Source organism: Pricia mediterranea (genome assembly GCF_032248455.1).
Lineage (GTDB): Bacteria > Bacteroidota > Bacteroidia > Flavobacteriales > Flavobacteriaceae > Pricia > Pricia mediterranea.
This window is the reverse complement of record NZ_JAVTTP010000001.1, coordinates 491,494-510,067: the sequence shown is the minus strand read 5'-3', so window position 1 is coordinate 510,067 and position 18,574 is coordinate 491,494. Positions and strand designations below refer to the sequence as shown.

Sequence of the window (18,574 nt, the reverse complement as noted above, 5' to 3'; positions counted from 1 at the left end):
AAGTATTCGACCTGACATTTGTTTTCGAGAGGTCTCGACTGTACTCGACCTGACAATGATCCCGTCTCTAGGTTTGCCCGCCAGCCCGTTCCGTTCTAATGGGAGTGAATTTTCGGACTGGCCCGATCGGCACAATGATCTAAATGGCCTCTTGACCGGAGATATGCCGCAGATTATAATTTTATCGGCCAAGAACCTCCCTCATAAATCGATAGAGTTCCTGCATCTGTGGTTTGCCTTTATGTCGACCCGCCCTTCCAAAGGCATAGAGAACGAACCAGAGCATGACCATAAAACTCATCAGCCCCAATTGAAGTCCGTATGGCCGATCTAACGAAGCGCTTGAATACGCCCATATACCTAAGATAACAAAAATGGTGGCCACCCCAAAATGTAGGAACATAAAGAACGTCCATAGCGTAGGATTGGGACCAAACACTCCGTAAAGCATGCTTCCGCTGGTGTCCGAATCGTCCGGTTCTACGATTTCAAGTTGCAATTGCGGTGACCAAAAACTTGTGTTTTCGTCATTGAACTTGATAAAAATATGATCGTCGCTACGTTTGACCAAAAATGGTTCTTTTTCGGAAGATTCAAATGCAGATAGCAGGGTTTCTTTGGTAGTGGCAAGCTCCAGCTGAAACCTGGGCCGGAGGGCGATTTCATTGGATAGCGCTTTCATGGAATCGGGATTTTATACGTGAGAGATCATTCGTGACATTCCGTGGCATTCGAGGTGACTTCCAGCACGGGTTTCGGAGAGACGTAGGGAATACCCAGTCCTAATCCCCTTAATATAAAAAGCAAACCAATGCATACGACGAATACCGGGATCAATTTTTGAACGTTGCGCCGGAGTCCGCCTTTTAATACGCTGCTAAAGTATATGGCAGCGGTCATCAAAGGGATGGTACCTAGTCCGAATAGCATCATATAGAGTGATCCCTGTAAAGCGCCGCCCATAGCGATGGCCCCGAAAAGAGCCATATAAACAAGGCCACATGGTAAAAATCCGTTTAAAAAACCAATGGTCAAAAAGGTATCGGAAGTTTTCTTTTTGAGTTCTTTGCCGAGCCGGTTTTTGACTTTTGAAATGATTTTATAAACGGGTTTGGAAAGGTTGTACCGGTTGAGGGTTTTATAGGGGATCAGTACGATCAGGATCATGAGGAATCCGATGGCGATGGACAGGTTTTGCTGCATCCCAAAGACATAGAGTCCCTTTCCGAGCAACCCGAACACCAGACCGATAATGCCGTAGGCCATCAGCCTTCCAAAATGGTAGAGGAATACCTGTCCGAATTTTTTAAGATTGTTCGAACGGTCCACCGGAAGCATAAAGGCAATCGGCCCGCACATGCCAACGCAGTGCAGGCTTCCCATTAGACCCAGTATGATTGCGGATGGTAACATTTCGAACTTAGTAAACTATACTTTCTTTGTGCAAATACATTTCGCTCTCGTACTCATAGGCTACCTTGATATCCCATCGGCCATCTAGCAGGCGTTTGTCGGGTACGAGGAACTGTGTGGTGGACAGGTCGATGGGCAGGTCAAAATCAAAATTCTTGTTGGAAGGCCGATAAAAGGAGACGGTACCGTTTACGCCCTCCGGGGCGAAGTTTTCGGGAAAGGTCAACAGCACACCATCCGGCGATTTTTCAAGCTGTAACGGGGCGCTCGCGTTCGCATTTTGTTCGGCATCGATTTCATCTTGATATTCGAGCGTGGCCTTATAATAGTCTTCGGTAACCAGGTCATGGTTGGCCCGGTAATCGGTACTCATTCGCACTACGAAAAAAAGAATAAAGCTAATGAAGGCGACAAACGCGATAACAATAGATGTTCCCCAATTCAGTTTCATAACATATTATTTCAAATTTCTAATCTTCAGATCTCAAACTTCTGAACTTACCTAAAACTTCGCGGTCCCATGAACATGGTATTGGTCGTTTCAATGAGTTCATCCCCACTGTAAACGCCAATCTTCACTTTTTCCTTATCACTGTCAAGCGCTCCATTGTCGATTTCTACGAACAGGGTTCCTTCGGCCAGTTCTTGCGCCGGTATCTTGAATTCACCTTGGCGCACTACATTTATTGTTCCCTTGTGAGATATAAGTTCAAAGTGTATATCTGGGATATCCCTTGTCGTCTTATTGACCAGCTTATAGGTAAATACATTGCTGATGATGGTTTCGCCTTTGTGCTCGTAGAGCTGTCCGGGCAGTCTCAGGATGTTGGCCTCGACATCGTTGCGCAAAAAGAGCATGCCTATCAGAAGGCCGATCAAAATCGTCAGTACTGCGCTGTACCCTTTAAGTCTGGGAGTGAATTTGAATTTTTCCTTTTTTACGATTTCATCTTCACTGGCGTAGCGGATCAGCCCTTTTGGAAGATTGACGTTTTCCATCATATGGTCACAGGCGTCGATACAGGCGGTACAGTTGACACATTCAAGCTGGGTGCCGTTTCGAATATCGATGCCCGTCGGGCATACGTTCACGCATTGAAAGCAGTCGATACAATCGCCGTGGCCTAACGCCTCGCGATCTTCATTTTTACGGAATTTTTTTCTTCCGTTTTCATCTTCCCCGCGTTTATGGTCGTAGGCTACTACGATAGACTTGTTATCGAGCAGTACACTTTGCATTCTACCATAGGGGCAGGCGATGATGCAGACCTGTTCCCGAAACCAAGCGAATACAAAGAAGAAAACCGCGGTAAAGATCAAGAGGGAGACCATGATGCTGAGATGCTGCAGTGGTCCTTCCATAATATACTGAATCAACCTATCGCTACCGATGAGATAAGCGAGAAAGATATTGGCGATCAAGAACGAGATCAAAAAGAAAACAGTCCATTTTAGCCCCCGCTTCCTTATTTTTTCAGCGTTCCATGGTTGGCGGTCCAGCTTGATCTGGGCACCCCGATCTCCGTCGATCCAGTATTCGATGCGGCGGAAGACCATTTCCATAAAGATGGTCTGGGGACACATCCATCCACAGAAAATACGGCCGAAAGCCACGGTAAAGAAAGCGATAAAAACTACCCCAATGATCATCAGTACCACGAACAGATAAAAATCTTGTGGCCAAAATGGGAGTCCGAATACATTGAACCGGCGTTCCAGTACATTGAACATCAAGAACTGGTTGCCGTTGATCTTAACGAACGGGGCAGCGAATAAAAAGGCCAAAAGTACGTAGCTGACATACTTACGGTATTCATAGTACCTACCACTAGGTTTTTTTGGAAATACCCAAGTCCGCTTGCCCTCTTTATCGACGGTACCGATGCTGTCCCTAAAATGTTCCGAATCTTGTGACATGAAATGAACCTATTGACTGGTGCCGCATTGCTGCGAAGTTGATACAAAGTTTTTCGTTTGCTGAATATGCGCGTCACGAAAAATTACGTGGCACGCACCTATTCCGTACTTTCTCCGGCTTCCAAGGGGTTCGGCTTATCCGTTTCGATGATGACCTCGATCTCGGTAGAGTCGATCTGTTCTACATCCACATTGTCGACCGGAGCATTGGGATCCATCCAGATTTCGCCTTCGGGCTCTTTGGCATCGGCAGGGTTGGTGCCATGCATGTTCATTACGTAACTTGCGACCTGCGCCATCTCGGAGGGTTTGAGATTTGATTTCCAAGCGACCATGCCTTTACCGGCCCGGCCCCCTTCGGCAATTGTGTTGAACACGTTTTTTATCCCTCCGCCTAAAATCCAGTAATCATCGGTGAGATTGGGACCGATTGATCCTCCGCCGTCTATCTTATGACAAACGGCACAGTTACCGGCAAAAATAGTTTCGCCCGCCTTTAGGTCAGAGGCGTCGGTCAACAGTTCTACCGTATTGGCATCGATCAGGTCTTTGGCCGTTTTTTTGTATTCCTCGATTTCCGCTTGCGCCGCCGCTATTTCACGTTCGTATTCCAGTTCTTGGTCATAACCGCCGAACACGTGAAAGCGGAACATGTAGACAAACGCGAAAATAATGGTGGCATAGAACAGATACACCCACCATGGCGGCAATTTGTTGTCAAGTTCTCGAATACCGTCATAGTTATGGTCAAGGATAATCTCGCCTTCCGCCTCAACGGGTTTGGAGCCCAATAATTTCTTGTACGTATTTTTGGCCCATTTCCATTCCCAAGTGGTCTGTTTTTGTTTCGATGCGAGATAGCGTTCCTTGGCCGCATCATCGAGCGTGTGGAACATCACGTTCTCAATGGCCGCCAGAATGCCCTCTATCGCTATTAGAAGCAAAAGAACGAACAGCATAAAAACCTGGGCCATCGGATACGCGATAATCGCCGGTAGGTTGCCTGAATCTATAAAAAGTTCCATGAGCCCGAGTACTGCGAAAAATAGGACGGGAATGCGAAGCCACCAAAGTCTGTTGTGTTTCATGTCGGTAATTTGTGGGTTGGGTCGTGTTTGTTTCGAAATAATAAATGCTAATCGCTGTTGGTATGGTTATCCTCTTCCAACGGCATTTCGCTCATTTCCTTGATATGGGATTTCGATGTCGTAAACACCCACCAAAATAGCAGAACAAAGAATATAAAAAAAATAAGCAGCGATATCATCGGGTAGGTGGCTACATCCTCGATGCTTTCCATATACCCTTTTACGAATTTTAGCATGGCATTTTAAAGATTTTAGAGGGGAGAATCAAGATACAAGACACAAATTTCGATTTTGGGGTCTTGGTTCTTGGTCCTATACTCTTGGTTCTTTTGTCAAGGGCAAGTAGGTGGTCAAATTTATCCTAATTGCCGGTGTATTATCTTTATTTATTTTGCGTCCAACGTCTCTGTTCTCATCTTCATTTTCCGGAGACCATCTCATCCGCCCCCTTAGCATTGATATCCGTGCCCAAGCGTTGTAGATAGGCAATCAACGATACAATTTCACGGTCGCGCATCTCTACGAACTCCTCATCGTTTTCAGCGGCATATTTCTTGTCCGCCTCATAACTCTTGGCGAAGTCGGGGTCGGTATAGAGGTTCTTCTCGATTTGGGTCGCCTGCTCGTCCATAGCGACCTCCGCATTGGCGATTTCCTCTTCGGTATAGGGCACGCCGAGCGTTACCATAGCTTCCATTTTCTTTTTAACGTCGCTTCGATCGTGTTCGTCGAATATCAACCAGGAATAGGAGGGCATAATAGAGCCTGAAGAGGTGCTCTGCGGGTCATACATATGGTTGAAATGCCAATTATCCGAATATTTTCCACCTATGCGGTGCAGATCCGGACCGGTACGCTTGCTGCCCCATAAAAAGGGATGGTCGTACACATACTCCCCTGCCTTGGAATATTCCCCATAGCGTTCGACCTCACTGCGGAATGGGCGTACCATCTGCGAATGGCAGCTGACACAACCTTCGCGGATATATAGGTCGCGACCTTCAAGTTCCAACGGCGTATAGGGTTTGACGCTGGATATCGTCGGTATGTTCGATTTCACCAAAATTGTCGGTACGATCTGTACGATACCCCCGATAAGGATGGCGACAGTTGCCCAAATGGTCATTTGAATCGGTTTGCGCTCCAACCAACTGTGCAAGGTTTCACCGGCGGTTCTTTTCTTTGAAACCCGGGTAAGTGCCGGTGCTTCGGCCAGTTCATCCTCGATCGCTCTGCCTGCGCGTACGGTCTGTACCACGTTATAGATCATCACACAGGCACCGACAATGTACATGCTGCCACCAATGGCACGCATCCAGTACATGGGCATGATCTCGTTCACGGTTTCTAGGAAGTTACCGTAGACCAAGGTGCCATCTGGGTTAAATTCCTTCCACATTAAGGCTTGGGTGAATCCGGCGACGTACATAGGGAGGGCGTACAGGATGATCCCCAAGGTCCCTATCCAAAAATGAAAGTTCGCCAGCCCTACAGAGTGCAATCGGGTCTTGGTCATTTTTGGAATCAGCCAGTAAATCATCCCAAAGGTCAAAAATCCGTTCCATGCCAAGGCGCCGACGTGTACGTGGGCAATGATCCAGTCGCTAAAATGCGCGATGGCGTTGACGTTTTTAAGGGATAGCATGGGCCCTTCAAAGGTGGCCATACCGTAGCCCGTAATCGCCACGACCATGAATTTAAGCACGGGGTCGGTTCGAACTTTGTCCCACGCGCCCCGAAGGGTAAGCAAGCCGTTGATCATTCCGCCCCAAGAGGGTGCCAACAGCATAATGGAGAAAGCTACCCCTAGGTTTTGCGCCCAGTCTGGCAAGGACGAATACAGCAAATGGTGCGGGCCGGCCCAGATATATATGAAGATGAGGGACCAGAAGTGTATGATGGACAGTTTGTAGGAATAGACAGGTCTGTTGGCCGCCTTGGGTACGAAATAGTACATCAGGCCCAAAAAGGGAGTTGTCAAAAAAAATGCCACCGCATTGTGGCCGTACCACCATTGCACCAGGGCATCCTGAACCCCGGCGTAAACCGAGTAGCTTTTCAAGGCACTGACCGGTAACTCCAGACTGTTGAATATATGAAGTACGGCTACCGTTACGAACGTGGCAAGGTAAAACCAGATCGCCACGTACAGGTGGCGCTGTCTCCTTCGGAGCATGGTACCTATAAGGTTGGCGCCGAAAGCAACCCAGACCAAGGTAATGGCAATATCGATGGGCCATTCCAGCTCCGCATATTCCTTGGTGGTGGTATAGCCCAGCGGAAGGGTAATGGCCGCCGCCACAATAATCGCCTGCCACCCCCAAAAGTTAAAATTGCTAAGCGCATCGCTCCACATCCTCGCTTTGAGCAAGCGTTGGGTGGAGTAGTAGACCCCGGCGTAGATGGCGTTCCCGACGAAGGCAAATATGACCGCATTGGTGTGCAACGGACGCAACCGCCCGAAACTCAACCACGAAATACCATCGGTCAGGTTGGGGAACATAAACATAAAAGCCAACAAGAGGCCGACGGACATTCCCACGATGCCCCAGAACATCGTTGCGTAGAGGAACTTTTTTACGATTTTGTTATCGTAATAGAACTGCTGTACTTCCATAGTTGATCGTTTTTCAGTAAGGGAGAAAAAGCGAGAATAGCATTAAAGGAAATTGACGTTTTTTGTTACACCCATGCTATCTTGTTGACCTCTATGCTTTTCACCCTGTTTTTTTAGTTGGATTGGTTTCGCTCGAATTTAAAATTTGTGGCCGTCACTAGCGACTAGCCTCTGCTCTTGACTCCTGTCACTGTTCTCTTCCCGGTTGTTCACTTTTCTCTTTTCCCTGTTCTCTTAGCTCTGTTCTCTCGACTTGGCTCCTGAATTGGCTGTCTCTGCTCTCTGCCCCTGTCTGCTCTTCAATAATTTCTGAATTCTCTTTGCCTTCCCGAATTAGTTCGTCGTCGAACAGCATACGTACCGCGGGGGTATATGAATCATCGTACTGTCCGTTTTTTACCGAAACGATGAAGGCTACAAAGAAAATGATCGCAACGACAAGGCTGATAGCTAATAAAATGTAAATGACACTCATGCCCTCATTGAATTTGGCCCAAAACTACGTTCCTGATATTATACTGAACATGACATTTGTCAGGTTTTATGGTTTATTTCAGTTTTCTTCCCAGCAAATTGGTCATTAGGGTAGCAAAAGCTACCACGCTGACGGAGCTTAAGGGCATTAGAATGGCAGCTATTACGGGCCGTAGTTGCCCCGTCACCGCAAAATAGAGTCCGATTACATTGTACGTCAAAGACAGAATAAAGCAAAGCTTGACGATATGCATTGCTTTACGTGACGCCACAATGTAGGTATAGAACTGCTGAAATTTGGTTGCATCGAGTATGCCGTCACAGGCCGGTGAGAAAACGTTTACGTTTTCCGAAATGGCGATGCCCACGTCTGCCTGGGCCAATGCCCCTGCATCGTTCAATCCATCTCCCAGCATCATTACCTTTTTTCCTTGTTCTTGGCGTGATTCTATAAATTCGAGCTTGCTTTCGGGTTTTTGGTTGAAATGCAGAGGCGTATTTCGCGGAAGCATTTGTTGTAAACGTCCTTTTTCACCTTCGTTGTCCCCCGAAAGAATGGCAAGATCCAACGATTCCGACATTGCATGGAACATGACATCGGCTCCCTCGCGATAGTGGTTATGAAACACGTATTTACCCTTGTATGAATCGTTGTTGCTGATGTGTACCGAGGTATCGAGCGCATCCGTTGGTTGCCGATTCCCCACAAATTCGGGGGAACCGATTTTCATATGGTCGTTATCTTTTGAGCCCTGTAGGCCTTTGCCCAGATGTTCTTCGTATTCATCGAGGGTGATAATGTCCTGTTCGGCGAGTAAATCGTATAACGAACGGCTCAGGGGATGGTTCGAGCTTCTGAGGGTATTTTTCAAGAGAGATTCCTCTTCGGCGGTCAAGGGCATGCCTTCGTAGGTCGCCGTACTTTTCTGCGAGGTGGTTATGGTGCCGGTTTTATCGAAAACCACGGTATTGATCAGGGCGAGCTGCTCGATGGTTCGCGTATCTTTTAGGTATAATTTTTTACGTCCGAAGATGCGCAAAAGGTTACCCAAGGTAAATGGTGCCGCAAGGGCAATAGCACAGGGGCAGGCAATGATAAGTACCGCAGTAAAGACATTCAAGGCCTTGCTGGGATCAAGATAAAGCCAAAAAGCGGTCGCCGTAAAGGCAATGGTCAGCACGGCGATGGTAAAACGTTTGCCTATGCCGTCGGTGAGCGTCCTGAACTTGCTCTGGGACGTGCCTTGGAAAACGGAGTTGCCCCATAATTGGGTCAGGTACGATTGTGATACCGATTTCAAGGCTTCCATTTCAATGGCACCGCGCAGCTGTTTCCCGCCTGCGTACAACTTGTCCCCCGACTGTTTGCGTACCGGCTCCGATTCTCCGGTCACAAAACTATAGTCGATTCGGGCGTCCCCGTTGATAAGAATTCCATCAACAGGAATCAGTTCCTCGTTGCGGATCAGCAACCGATCGCCCTTTTCGATTTCGTTGACTTGCGTGGACACCTCTTTTCCCTCGGATGTTATCCTAGTAATCGCGATGGGGAAATACGATTTGTAATCCCGCTCAAATGACAGAAAGGCATAGGTTTTCTGTTGAAAGAATTTTCCCAACAATAAAAAGAAGACCAATCCCGTGAGCGAATCGAAAAATCCATTTCCCCAATTGAACATGATTTCAATTGTACTTCGAAGAAAGAGCACCAGAATACCTAAGGCAATAGGTACGTCAATATTCAGAAAACGATGGCGGAGACCCTGATATGCCGAAATAAAATATCCGCTTCCGGCGTAGAAGACCACGGGCAAGGAGAAGGCGAACATCATCCAGCGAAATACCGTTTCGTACTGGTTGAGCCAGAATTCCCCCCCGGATGTTTGGCTTGCGGACAGATCGAGATAATCCGGAAAGGACAGGAACATAACGTTACCGAACGCAAAGCCCGCTACTCCCAATTTGTAGATAAGGCTGCGGTCGGTATCCTTTTTTTCGTTATCAAAATCATCTAGGGAGATGTAGGGCTCGTACCCGATTTTTGCGAGTAGCACCACCACTTGTCTCAAGGTGGTTTTCTTGGGATTATAGGAGATCCGCAGTGTTTTTTTTGGAAAATTGACCTGCGAACCGCTTATAGCGGGATTCAGCCTGTTCAGGTTTTCGAGTACCCATATGCAGGAACTGCAGTGGATATGGGGAACGTAGAGATCGACGATCTGTAGGTCGGTGTCGTTGAATTCCGTCAGGCGTTCGATAATCGTGTCGGTATCGAGAAAGTCGTATTTGCTTTCGACCGTTGCCGGGGTGGCACCGGCGGCAGATTGTAGATCATAGTAGTAGGAGAGGTCGTTCGAGGTGAAGATCTCATAGACCGTCTTGCAGCCATTGCAACAAAATTGGCGTTTGTCGAATACCATGGGATGTTTGCCGCAATCGTCACCGCAATGATAACATTCGATCCTCTGCATGTTTGGTCTTTCAGGCACTAGTTTCTAAATTTACTTCGGAAGGTAAATTTTGTTCCACGAATCTAAGAAAATTCCACGTCAAGACGAACAAAATTTTCTGCCCGACGCTCCATTTTGTCTTTCCATTGGGCCTAATAAAGAGCCGCAACGGAATGCACAACGCTTAAAGCGAACAGCGATTAGCGCAGGATTGGCAAAGATGCGGACGCCTAACCGTTTAAAACATGACAATTGTCATGTGGTATGTTCCCCATAAAAGATATATTCGCAAGATTACAATAAAATAGGGTACAATGGAAGACGGAATACCAACCCGATGTGAGCAGTGTATCGTACGGCAGTTCAATTCTTTACGGGCGATGAGCAAGGAAGAGCTGCGGCGCGTTTCGGAAAGTAAGACCACCAAACTCGTCAAGAAGGGAGATTCCATATTTAAGGAAGGGGAAAAGCTTAAAGGTGTATACTGTGTGCGGGGCGGGGTTTCTAAACTTTCGAAGCTAAGTGCGAACGGTAAAGATCAGATTGTCAAACTGGCCACCAAGGGCGAGGTACTGGGGCAACGCTCGGTAATCGTAGACGAGAATACCAATTTAAGCGCTACGGCGGTCGATGATATGGAGGTATGTTTTATTCCAAAGGAGACGATTGTGAACAGCTTGAATTCCAATCCTGACTTTGCCGTGGAAATGCTACGTCATATGGCCCATGATCTGAAGGAGGCCGACGATGTCATCGTCAATATGGGCCAAAAGACGGTCAAACAACGTATTGCCGAAGCCTTTTTCTATCTCAAAGCCAACTTTGGAGAGGATAAAGACGGATTTCTGCTCCTGAAACTATCTCGGGAAGACATTGCCAATGTGGTCGGTACCGCTACGGAATCGTGCATCCGTATCATTTCCGAATTCAAGAAAAAGGGGTATTTAAAGACTTCCGGTAAGAAGGTAGCCATTATTGATGAAGAGGGACTTCGGAACGTGGTCGATGGATTTTAAGGAAAAGCTGACAATTATCATTTTTTACGCCAGTCTCAACTTCTAAGTTTGTGTTCCTATCCCATAGCCAAGCTGCCATGAAAAATATTCTATTGCCAACAGATTTTTCGAATAACTCGTGGAATGCCATTAAGTATGCCCTGGCGCTTTTCAAGGGGGAGCAGTGTACCTTTCATTTACTGAACGTATATACACCTGCCATTGCCAGTAGTCGATTTATGGCCGCCAGTTTTGAACAGGGTACTTTTGAGGACGGCGCGCGGATACATTCCGAAAGGGGACTTGAGAGGATGGTACGGCGGATTAAGAACGTTGACAGCGCTAGTGGCCACCACTATAGAACCCTTTCCTCTTTTAGTTTATTGGTCGATGCGATCCGTGATACGGTGGAAAAACATGATATCGATTTAATAATTACCGGGACAAAGGGAGCGTCAGGCCTTAAGGAAGTGTTCATGGGTGGGAATACGGTCCGCATCATAAAGTCCATCAAGAATTGTCCCGTGTTGGCCATACCTCAATCCTTTGAGTTCGCCGCTCCTTCAGAAATTGCCTTTGCCACCGATTTCAACCGATTTTACACCATTTCTGAACTGCGGCCCCTTCTCGATATGGCAAAAATGTTCAATGCGGTCATTCGAATTGTACACGTGCAATATGAAATAAAGGCCCTAACGGAACTTCAGCAGTTTAACCTCGGGATGTTGCGTAAATATCTAAGGCCCGTTGAACATTACGTGCATACGGTCTCCGAGTTGAACTCAGTTTCCAAGACCTTGGAGATGTTTACGGACGAATTGGACATACACTTACTGGCCATGCTCAATTATCAGCACAGCTATGTAGAGCGTATGACCAGGGAACCCGTGGTCAAACGTGTTGCGTTTCACACTCAAATTCCCCTTCTGGTAATTCCTGAGCTGGGTATGGGGGTGTCTCCGCGGTGGAAATCCTCCGAAACGGATGCGGTTTCACATTGACGCTACGATCTCGTAGCGCATCTTATTCCTGTCTTCCGATAGGATGGTCTTCATAAAAGTCGGCAAAGGTCTTATACGTTGTATAATTATCCCGCAAGACCCGATACACCATAAATACGACCATCGCCTGCCCGACCACGGTAACATAGAATACCCAGTTGAACGCGAAGTTCATGGTGGACATAATCGTTACGGTAATTAGGACTAGCGTGGTGGACACCACCCAAAACATAGCTGAATTTTTCATGCGTTTAAATCTTTTTAATTAAGAGAAGCTTAGTTAATTGAAAAATTAAGAACGCGTGCAAACCCTGCGCTCTCGCATCAAAAATTTTAAACATTACCTTTTTTGAAGAAATTTTTAAAATTTTTTAGTGCTTGTTTCATGCTATAAAATACGAAATTTTCGAGCAGGCAACAAGGCACGCCTCCGTTGTTATCGCTATAAAAAGTAGCTCGAAAATTGTATATTGCTCCACAGAAATCACATTCTACCTTGAGATGATACGATACATCTGCATTTTAATAGTGCTCCTCTATCTTCCTACGATAATTTCTGCCCAAGAACGTGCCAGGGCACGGGACATAGGGGTCGTTTCTGGAATTTTGACCCCGGGCAGCAATAATGCAATCACCGATGTGGAGGGGGTGTCGGTAGGTCACAGGTCCTTGATCCAGGGCGACTCGGTCCGCACCGGGGTAACAGTGATTCTGCCACATCAAGGAAACATTTTTAAGGAAAAAGTTCCTGCCGGCATTTTTGTCGGCAACGGGTTCGGCAAGTCGGTGGGTACCACCCAAATTGAGGAATTAGGAAATATCGAATCCCCTATCGCCCTTACCAATACCTTGAATACGTTTACTGTCGCCAATGCCTTGATCGATTATATGCTTGATATTCCTGAAAATTCCGACGTGCGGTCGCTCAATCCCATAGTGGGGGAGACCAATGACGGGTGGTTGAACGATATTCGGGGGCGCCATGTGAAATCGTCCGATGTTTTGGAAGCCATACAAAATGCTTCGAACACTAAGGTGGACGAGGGCAACGTCGGAGCCGGTACCGGGACCCGGTGTCTTGGGTTCAAAGGGGGAATTGGGACATCTTCGCGAGTGCTCCCCAAGAATAAAGGGGGCTATACGGTAGGTGTTTTGGTACAAACGAATTTCGGTGGTATATTGAGGATCAACGGAGCTCCCGTCGGCCGGGAATTGAACAACTTTTATATGGCGGAAGGCGTGCCTTATGTGGTCGACGGTTCCTGTATGATCATCATCGCAACCGATGCCCCGCTTTCGAGTAGAAATTTACAGCGATTGGCTCGGCGTTCTTTTCTCGCTTTCGGTAGGGTAGGGTCGTTTTCATCGAACGGTAGCGGGGATTACAGTATTGCGTTCAGTACCCATAAAGAAACCAGGGTACCTTATAGTCCCAATTCGATTGAAAACAATGCTCCGAGGGTGTTGAACGATTTTATGTCCCCCTTATTTTTGGCGGTTGTAGAAGCCACCGAGGAATCGATATACAATTCGTTGTTTATGGCAGAAGATATGGTGGGACAACAGGGTAGGGCGGTCAAAGCGCTTCCTATCAAGGAAACCTTGGACGTCTTGGATAACCACAAGGCACGGAACAACTAATCGTGCGATGACCGTTACTTTGTCCGAAGGTTGCTACAGCGGTAGGCGCCAATCGTTGTGACCCGTGTAAACTTACTGCTTCCTTCTCATTCATTGTATGTTCTGTTTGTCCGCTATCGGGGTCCATCAAAATGGAAAAAAATACGGAATAACAAAAGATGCCGCTACCCAGGTAATCAGGTTCAGGGGCGTGCCGAATTTCAAAAAGTCGTTGAACTTATAGTTGCCGGGCGCATATACCATGGTGTTCGTGGGATAGCTCATAGGGGTCATAAAGGTTAAGGAGCAGGCGAACATGACCGCCACCAAAAAAGGTCTGTAACTGACTTCCATGGCCGCGGCAAGACTGATGACGATCGGTGCCATCAGGGCGGCGGTCGCCTTGCTTGAAATTAAATTGGTAGAAACGAACGAGACCAGATAAATAATGCTCAGGGTGATGCGCGGGTCGTATTGCCCCAAGTTGTCCTGCGTAAATGAGGCGATCATCTCCGCACCTCCCGTTTTTTCGAGGGCTGCCCCCATCGAAAGTACCCCGGCCATCATAAAGATAACCTGCCATTCTACCGCTTTGTACGCTTCGTTGGGTTTCAAGACCCCGGTCAAGATCATAAGCAGCGCCCCGATCATAGCACTGATCAAAATTGTGGTCAAGTTGACGGCGGCGGCCAGGATGACTCCAATGCCAATTAAGATCGCGGGAATCGCCTTTTTGTAATTCGTCTTTTTTTCGTCGTATTGGGAAAGGGTGACGATAAGTTTCTGGGATTCGAGACGGTCGATATTTTCTTGTTTTCCCAGCACCAATAACATATCTCCTGACCGCAATGCCACCCGTGCCAGCTTGTCCATAATGATTTCATTCCGCTGACGAATAGCCAGCACCGACAGGTTGTATTTCTGACTGAACCTAAGGTTGAACAGTGAGCTCCCGGTCAGCTGAGAGCCGAAAGGCAGGATAACCTCGTACAAATGGTAAGTGTCATCCTCATGATCGGTTTCCTTGCGTTTGTCGCCGACAATATGATATCCTTTTGCATCCAAAAGCCGATTAAATCTGGATGGGGGAACAATTACCTTTAGAATATCCCCTTCAACCAACAGCGTCTCGGGTCCCACTTGATGGTTGAGGATGCCATCCCTCAAAATAGATAGAATGCGCACATCGAAATCTGCCACCAACCTAGAGTCTACTACCATGCCGTTGCGGTCGGAATTATCGGCTGCAACTTCAAGTTCCGTAATGTATTCCTCTGCCTTTTCGATCAGAAGCTCGTCCTCTTTGCTTTTCGGTAGTAAAAGGGGAGCCACCAAGAATATGTAGACAAAACCTACAACTAACAAGCAGAGGGCCGGCGCGCTGAACTCGAACATCCCGAACTCTTCCAGTCCGAATTTCTTGGCGTAACTACTGACCAGAATATTCGTCGATGTCCCGACCAAGGTACAGGTGCCTCCGAACAGCGCGGCGAACGAGATAGGCATCAATAGCTTTCCCGGGCTAATGCCCGTCTCCCTGCAAACGGTCAAGGCAATGGGTAAGAGTAGGGCGACAACGGCAGTATCATTGATAAAAGCTGAAAATATCCCAGCGAGCAGGCAAAAGGTAACCAAGGCGACCGAGTAGTGGATTTTGGCCAGCTTTATAATGCGATGGCTCAATCCGTTTAAAATTCCAGAATTGAAGATGCCCCCACTGACCACAAAAATACAGCCCAAGGTCAAGGTGGCCGGATGGTTGAAGCCCGAAAAGCCTTCTTCGGGACTTAAAACCCCCGCCACAATGAAGAGCGCCATGATCAAGACGGAGGTCGTATCTATCGAAAAATAATCCCTTACAAAAAGAAACACCCCGATACCGATGATACAGAATGTAAGAATTAGATTTATTTCCATAAGGCCCCACAGTTTGCCCCACTAAAATAAAGCTTTTGGTTTGGATGGAATGAAAAAAGATAAGCATCGTATTAATTTCCCGATTGCGACAATGCATCCTGGTATGGTAAAGTTTTTATAATGTTGACCGAATCCTGATCAATATCATGTCATCTTGTACCTGTGTAGCTTATCTTCAAACTATTAATATTTAAAACTGTACGTATGAAGTTGATAACGAAAAAGGATGTTGAGGCATTGGATACGATTCGAGCTGAAAATTGTGTGTCTATTTTTATACCCACCCATAGGGCTGGGGAAGGGGTCAACGATGGAAAGGATGCCTTAAAGCTTAAGAACGAACTAAAAGCGATACGGCACAAATTGTCGGCTTCAATGGGCCCTGTCGAAGTCGACAAATGGGTGGCCCCGGTGCAAGACTTGTTAAACGATACCGGCTTCTGGCGCCAGCGGTCGGATGGTTTGGCCCTGTTTCTTTGCGACGGGTTCTTCAAGAAATTTACCTTGCCCGTCTATTTCGAACAGTTTCACTATATGGGGAACAGTTTTTATCTAAAACCGTTGATGCCCATGTTTACTGGGGATGGTACGTATTATGTCTTGGCCCTGGAACAAAACTATGTCAAGCTCTACGAGCAGACGCGGCACAGTATTACCGATGTGGAGATCGACGACCTGGTGCCTGCTTCGCTTCAGGATAAAGTGGGGCACGATTATGAACCGAAAAACCTTCAATATAGGGGTCTTGGCGATTCGCAGGGCCGTGCTATGTACCACGGGCACGCAGAGGCAGATCGCGGTCGACAATCGGAGATTGCCCGTTATTTTAGGGCTATCGATAAGGGATTGAAGACATTGCTCCGCGATGAGACCGCTCCTATGATTCTCGCAACGCACGATTATCTATATCCTATTTATCAAAGGGAGAATACGTATGCCCATCTTTCGGAGGATTTTATCTCCACCAGTCCCTCTAATGTAAACAAGTTCGACCTGCATGAAATGGCCTGGGACAAAGTGGCTCCCATTTTCAATCGCGAACGGGTCGAAAAAATAAAGGAATTCAAGGAGCACGAGGGTTCGGGGAAAACATCATCTTCAATCAGTCATGTACTACCAAAGGCTCTGGGAGGCCAGGTCGAAGTGCTATTCGTCGAAAACAGGATGGATCTATGGGGAGTTTACAATTCTGAAACTAACGAGGTTCGGGTCGATGAAAAAAGTACGCCAAACAACGAATGTCTATTGAACAGGGCGGCGATTACCACGTTTTTGAACGGCGGTTCGGTTTACCTGTTGGAAAAAGATGAAATGCCCAATTCGCATTCTCGGGTCAACGCACTGTATCGGTATTGAGGTTATGTTCGAAAGCGGTCAGTGACCGATTCGGCATGAAGTCCCTGAGGTAATTCACTTTAGTGCAAGAATGAGTTGGCGTATCCGACAATGAAAAAACCCCGAATTCTCGGGGTTTTTTTAATCGTTGGAATTTGAAAGAACCTGTCCGCCTTGCGCTTTACGCTTTTGCTGCTTTCTTATTGATTTTACGTCCCTTCTTTTTAAGGGAATCCAGCTTTTGCTCGAGTAGGGCAATAAGTTCGTCCTGCTCGTGAGCGGTTCTGGAAAAGACGGAGTTCAACTGGGCTTCCAGATTTCCCTTCTTCTCCACAACCACATTGGTGGCGGAGTTCTTAAGTTGATCGGCAGCCCTCAGCAAAGCATCCGCTGCGCTTTCCGTACTATCGATAATTCTTTGTCTTGTCTCGACACCTCGGGCGGGGGCATATAAAATCGAGAATGCCGCGCCTAAGGCAGCACCAGTGATGAGTGCCAGACCAATATTTGAGTTCTTGTCCATTAGTTGCGTTTTTAAATTAGTTAGTAAATGTATGGGTTTAGTTTGAGGATTTTGAGCTAAAACGATGATGTTTTTGACGCTATTGTTGAAGTTGCCACCACATCGTAAAGACAAAAACAGTCACTTCGATTTTTTTTCAGACCTGAGGAACGCATATTTACGACGCTTCCGGAACTACAAAAAATGGTACGTTGATTTTCGTAACCATGGTTTCGATAACGGGTTCGCGAAGCATTTTTTCCAATTCGCCGTGTTCGTTTTGTACCATGGCAAGCACTTCTATATCCGAATTTTTCATGAAAACTTCGATAATCTTAGCCTTACTGATGAAGTTGGGAATTTTATTGACGGAATAAGCCATGGGGTGCAAATGGTCTAGAAGAACATCGAGGTTCGCTTTCTGTGCATGGTTCAAGCCGGTGCCTTCGTCGATATGCACAATACGAACGGCCGAACCGCAGAGCAAGGCCATCGACTTCAGGGCGTTCAAGACCTCTGGACTCAATTCTTTTTTAAAATCCGTCGCGAACGCCATTTCGTGAGGAACTTCGAGATCGGCGTCGTTGGGAACGGTCAATATCGGACATTTCTTCACGGACTGTATTGCCGATGCGGTGGTACTTCCCAGAAATAGGGGAATGCTGCTAGTTTCCCCTTTATTGCCCAGTACGATCAAATCGATATTCAGCTCCTTGATTAGACCCTGTACGGTACTGTTCAGGTCTGAAGCTTCCGAAATCAGCTCGTAAGAATGGTTGCCATTCATGTTCTCTTTTTCGATCCGATCAATGGTGACCTGCAACTTGGCTTCGGATGCCTTCTTCCTTTTGTCGGAAACCTGCCCGTCTGCGCTTCCCCTGGTTTTGTTCTTAAAACCCTTTTGGTTTTCATATACGTTCAGTAAAAAAAAGGTACAGTCCCTCTCCTTTAAAAGGGCTGTAGCGTACCGCAGGGCATGATATGCATTTCTGGAAAAATCCGTCGGAACCAAGATGTTTTGCATACAATCAGCTTTTAGGTGTCATCAAGAATGAATTCCAGCTATTCCTCTATAGCTCGGATAAGGTCGGATACCCCCAACCGTGACCGGCTGCAATCGGGGAACATCGACGGTCGGGAAGAAGTTCCCGAATCGAATGTTCATATGATATACAATCCACAACATCAATACCGAAATTTCGATTCTTTCGGTAGCAATACGCACAGTTTTCATTGTTTCTCGAT

The 18,574-nt window shown here is 46.9% G+C and carries 16 protein-coding genes and 1 pseudogene; 4 read left to right on the top strand and 13 right to left on the bottom strand.

Annotated features, from left to right (window positions below):
- Positions 1-181: 181 nt before the first annotated feature.
- From RQM65_RS02080 to RQM65_RS02040, 9 genes and pseudogenes are all read right to left on the bottom strand, one after another.
- Complete coding sequence (locus RQM65_RS02080) at positions 182-682, bottom strand: GTP-binding protein (RefSeq protein ID WP_314012382.1); 501 nt, start codon at positions 680-682, stop codon at positions 182-184.
- A gap of 26 nt (positions 683-708) precedes the next feature.
- Complete coding sequence (locus RQM65_RS02075; protein ID WP_314012380.1) at positions 709-1,413, bottom strand: sulfite exporter TauE/SafE family protein; 705 nt, start codon at positions 1,411-1,413, stop codon at positions 709-711.
- 7 nt (positions 1,414-1,420) lie between these two features.
- A complete protein-coding gene (locus RQM65_RS02070; protein ID WP_314012378.1) occupies positions 1,421-1,864 on the bottom strand; it encodes a FixH family protein in 444 nt (147 codons plus the stop codon).
- 47 nt (positions 1,865-1,911) lie between these two features.
- The gene (gene ccoG, locus RQM65_RS02065) at positions 1,912-3,330 is read right to left on the bottom strand and encodes a cytochrome c oxidase accessory protein CcoG (protein WP_314012376.1); all 1,419 of its coding nucleotides are present in this window, start codon (positions 3,328-3,330) and stop codon (positions 1,912-1,914) included.
- A 98-nt stretch (positions 3,331-3,428) separates the two neighbouring features.
- The gene (locus RQM65_RS02060) at positions 3,429-4,418 is read right to left on the bottom strand and encodes a cbb3-type cytochrome c oxidase N-terminal domain-containing protein (protein ID WP_314012374.1); all 990 of its coding nucleotides are present in this window, start codon (positions 4,416-4,418) and stop codon (positions 3,429-3,431) included.
- A gap of 47 nt (positions 4,419-4,465) precedes the next feature.
- Positions 4,466-4,654 carry a CcoQ/FixQ family Cbb3-type cytochrome c oxidase assembly chaperone gene (locus RQM65_RS02055; RefSeq protein WP_314012372.1) on the bottom strand — a complete coding sequence of 63 codons (189 nt, stop codon included), beginning with the start codon at positions 4,652-4,654 and terminating at the stop codon, positions 4,466-4,468.
- 182 nt (positions 4,655-4,836) lie between these two features.
- Entirely contained in the window at positions 4,837-7,035 is a 2,199-nt protein-coding gene (gene ccoN / locus RQM65_RS02050) for a cytochrome-c oxidase, cbb3-type subunit I (protein ID WP_314012371.1), read from the bottom strand.
- Positions 7,036-7,360: 325 nt separating this feature from the next.
- A pseudogene (gene ccoS, locus RQM65_RS02045) lies at positions 7,361-7,510 on the bottom strand (cbb3-type cytochrome oxidase assembly protein CcoS); the annotation flags it as partial.
- A gap of 73 nt (positions 7,511-7,583) precedes the next feature.
- Positions 7,584-9,980, bottom strand: a complete 2,397-nt coding sequence (locus tag RQM65_RS02040) for a heavy metal translocating P-type ATPase (protein ID WP_314012370.1) — start codon at positions 9,978-9,980, stop codon at positions 7,584-7,586.
- Between the two features lie 293 nt (positions 9,981-10,273).
- On the opposite strand from RQM65_RS02040, the gene RQM65_RS02035 reads away from it, so the two are divergent.
- Complete coding sequence (locus RQM65_RS02035; RefSeq protein WP_314012369.1) at positions 10,274-10,975, top strand: Crp/Fnr family transcriptional regulator; 702 nt, start codon at positions 10,274-10,276, stop codon at positions 10,973-10,975.
- A gap of 77 nt (positions 10,976-11,052) precedes the next feature.
- Entirely contained in the window at positions 11,053-11,955 is a 903-nt protein-coding gene (locus RQM65_RS02030; protein WP_314012367.1) for a universal stress protein, read from the top strand.
- A 22-nt stretch (positions 11,956-11,977) separates the two neighbouring features.
- Here the strand turns inward: RQM65_RS02030 and RQM65_RS02025 are convergent, their stop codons facing one another.
- Positions 11,978-12,202, bottom strand: a complete 225-nt coding sequence (locus RQM65_RS02025; RefSeq protein ID WP_314012366.1) for a hypothetical protein — start codon at positions 12,200-12,202, stop codon at positions 11,978-11,980.
- Positions 12,203-12,333: 131 nt separating this feature from the next.
- Here RQM65_RS02025 and RQM65_RS02020 point away from each other — a divergent pair, with 131 nt between their 5' ends.
- Positions 12,334-13,596, top strand: coding sequence for a DmpA family aminopeptidase (locus RQM65_RS02020; RefSeq protein ID WP_314012364.1), 1,263 nt, complete (start codon positions 12,334-12,336; stop codon positions 13,594-13,596).
- Between the two features lie 126 nt (positions 13,597-13,722).
- Here the strand turns inward: RQM65_RS02020 and RQM65_RS02015 are convergent, their stop codons facing one another.
- Positions 13,723-15,492, bottom strand: coding sequence for an SLC13 family permease (locus tag RQM65_RS02015; protein WP_314012362.1), 1,770 nt, complete (start codon positions 15,490-15,492; stop codon positions 13,723-13,725).
- Between the two features lie 204 nt (positions 15,493-15,696).
- Between RQM65_RS02015 and RQM65_RS02010 the strand changes: the two genes are divergently transcribed.
- On the top strand, positions 15,697-16,848 hold the full coding sequence (locus tag RQM65_RS02010) for a baeRF7 domain-containing protein (RefSeq protein ID WP_314012360.1): 1,152 nt from the start codon (positions 15,697-15,699) through the stop codon (positions 16,846-16,848).
- A gap of 160 nt (positions 16,849-17,008) precedes the next feature.
- Here RQM65_RS02010 and RQM65_RS02005 read toward each other — a convergent pair whose 3' ends face one another.
- Positions 17,009-17,350, bottom strand: a complete 342-nt coding sequence (locus tag RQM65_RS02005; protein WP_314012358.1) for a YtxH domain-containing protein — start codon at positions 17,348-17,350, stop codon at positions 17,009-17,011.
- A gap of 157 nt (positions 17,351-17,507) precedes the next feature.
- The gene (locus RQM65_RS02000) at positions 17,508-18,353 is read right to left on the bottom strand and encodes a universal stress protein (protein ID WP_314012356.1); all 846 of its coding nucleotides are present in this window, start codon (positions 18,351-18,353) and stop codon (positions 17,508-17,510) included.
- Positions 18,354-18,574 lie beyond the last annotated feature (221 nt).

Excerpts from the sequence above, each read along its gene's own strand:
- RQM65_RS02080 (WP_314012382.1), bottom strand. The coding sequence starts at position 682 with ATGAAAGCGCTATCCAATGAAATCGCCCTCCGGCCCAGGTTTCAGCTG.
- RQM65_RS02075 (WP_314012380.1), bottom strand. The coding sequence starts at position 1,413 with ATGTTACCATCCGCAATCATACTGGGTCTAATGGGAAGCCTGCACTGC.
- RQM65_RS02070 (WP_314012378.1), bottom strand. The coding sequence starts at position 1,864 with ATGAAACTGAATTGGGGAACATCTATTGTTATCGCGTTTGTCGCCTTC.
- ccoG (WP_314012376.1), bottom strand. The coding sequence starts at position 3,330 with ATGTCACAAGATTCGGAACATTTTAGGGACAGCATCGGTACCGTCGAT.
- RQM65_RS02060 (WP_314012374.1), bottom strand. The coding sequence starts at position 4,418 with ATGAAACACAACAGACTTTGGTGGCTTCGCATTCCCGTCCTATTTTTC.
- RQM65_RS02055 (WP_314012372.1), bottom strand. The coding sequence starts at position 4,654 with ATGCTAAAATTCGTAAAAGGGTATATGGAAAGCATCGAGGATGTAGCC.
- ccoN (WP_314012371.1), bottom strand. The coding sequence starts at position 7,035 with ATGGAAGTACAGCAGTTCTATTACGATAACAAAATCGTAAAAAAGTTC.
- RQM65_RS02040 (WP_314012370.1), bottom strand. The coding sequence starts at position 9,980 with ATGCAGAGGATCGAATGTTATCATTGCGGTGACGATTGCGGCAAACAT.
- RQM65_RS02035 (WP_314012369.1), top strand. The coding sequence starts at position 10,274 with ATGGAAGACGGAATACCAACCCGATGTGAGCAGTGTATCGTACGGCAG.
- RQM65_RS02030 (WP_314012367.1), top strand. The coding sequence starts at position 11,053 with ATGAAAAATATTCTATTGCCAACAGATTTTTCGAATAACTCGTGGAAT.
- RQM65_RS02025 (WP_314012366.1), bottom strand. The coding sequence starts at position 12,202 with ATGAAAAATTCAGCTATGTTTTGGGTGGTGTCCACCACGCTAGTCCTA.
- RQM65_RS02015 (WP_314012362.1), bottom strand. The coding sequence starts at position 15,492 with ATGGAAATAAATCTAATTCTTACATTCTGTATCATCGGTATCGGGGTG.
- RQM65_RS02010 (WP_314012360.1), top strand. The coding sequence starts at position 15,697 with ATGAAGTTGATAACGAAAAAGGATGTTGAGGCATTGGATACGATTCGA.
- RQM65_RS02005 (WP_314012358.1), bottom strand. The coding sequence starts at position 17,350 with ATGGACAAGAACTCAAATATTGGTCTGGCACTCATCACTGGTGCTGCC.
- RQM65_RS02000 (WP_314012356.1), bottom strand. The coding sequence starts at position 18,353 with ATGCAAAACATCTTGGTTCCGACGGATTTTTCCAGAAATGCATATCAT.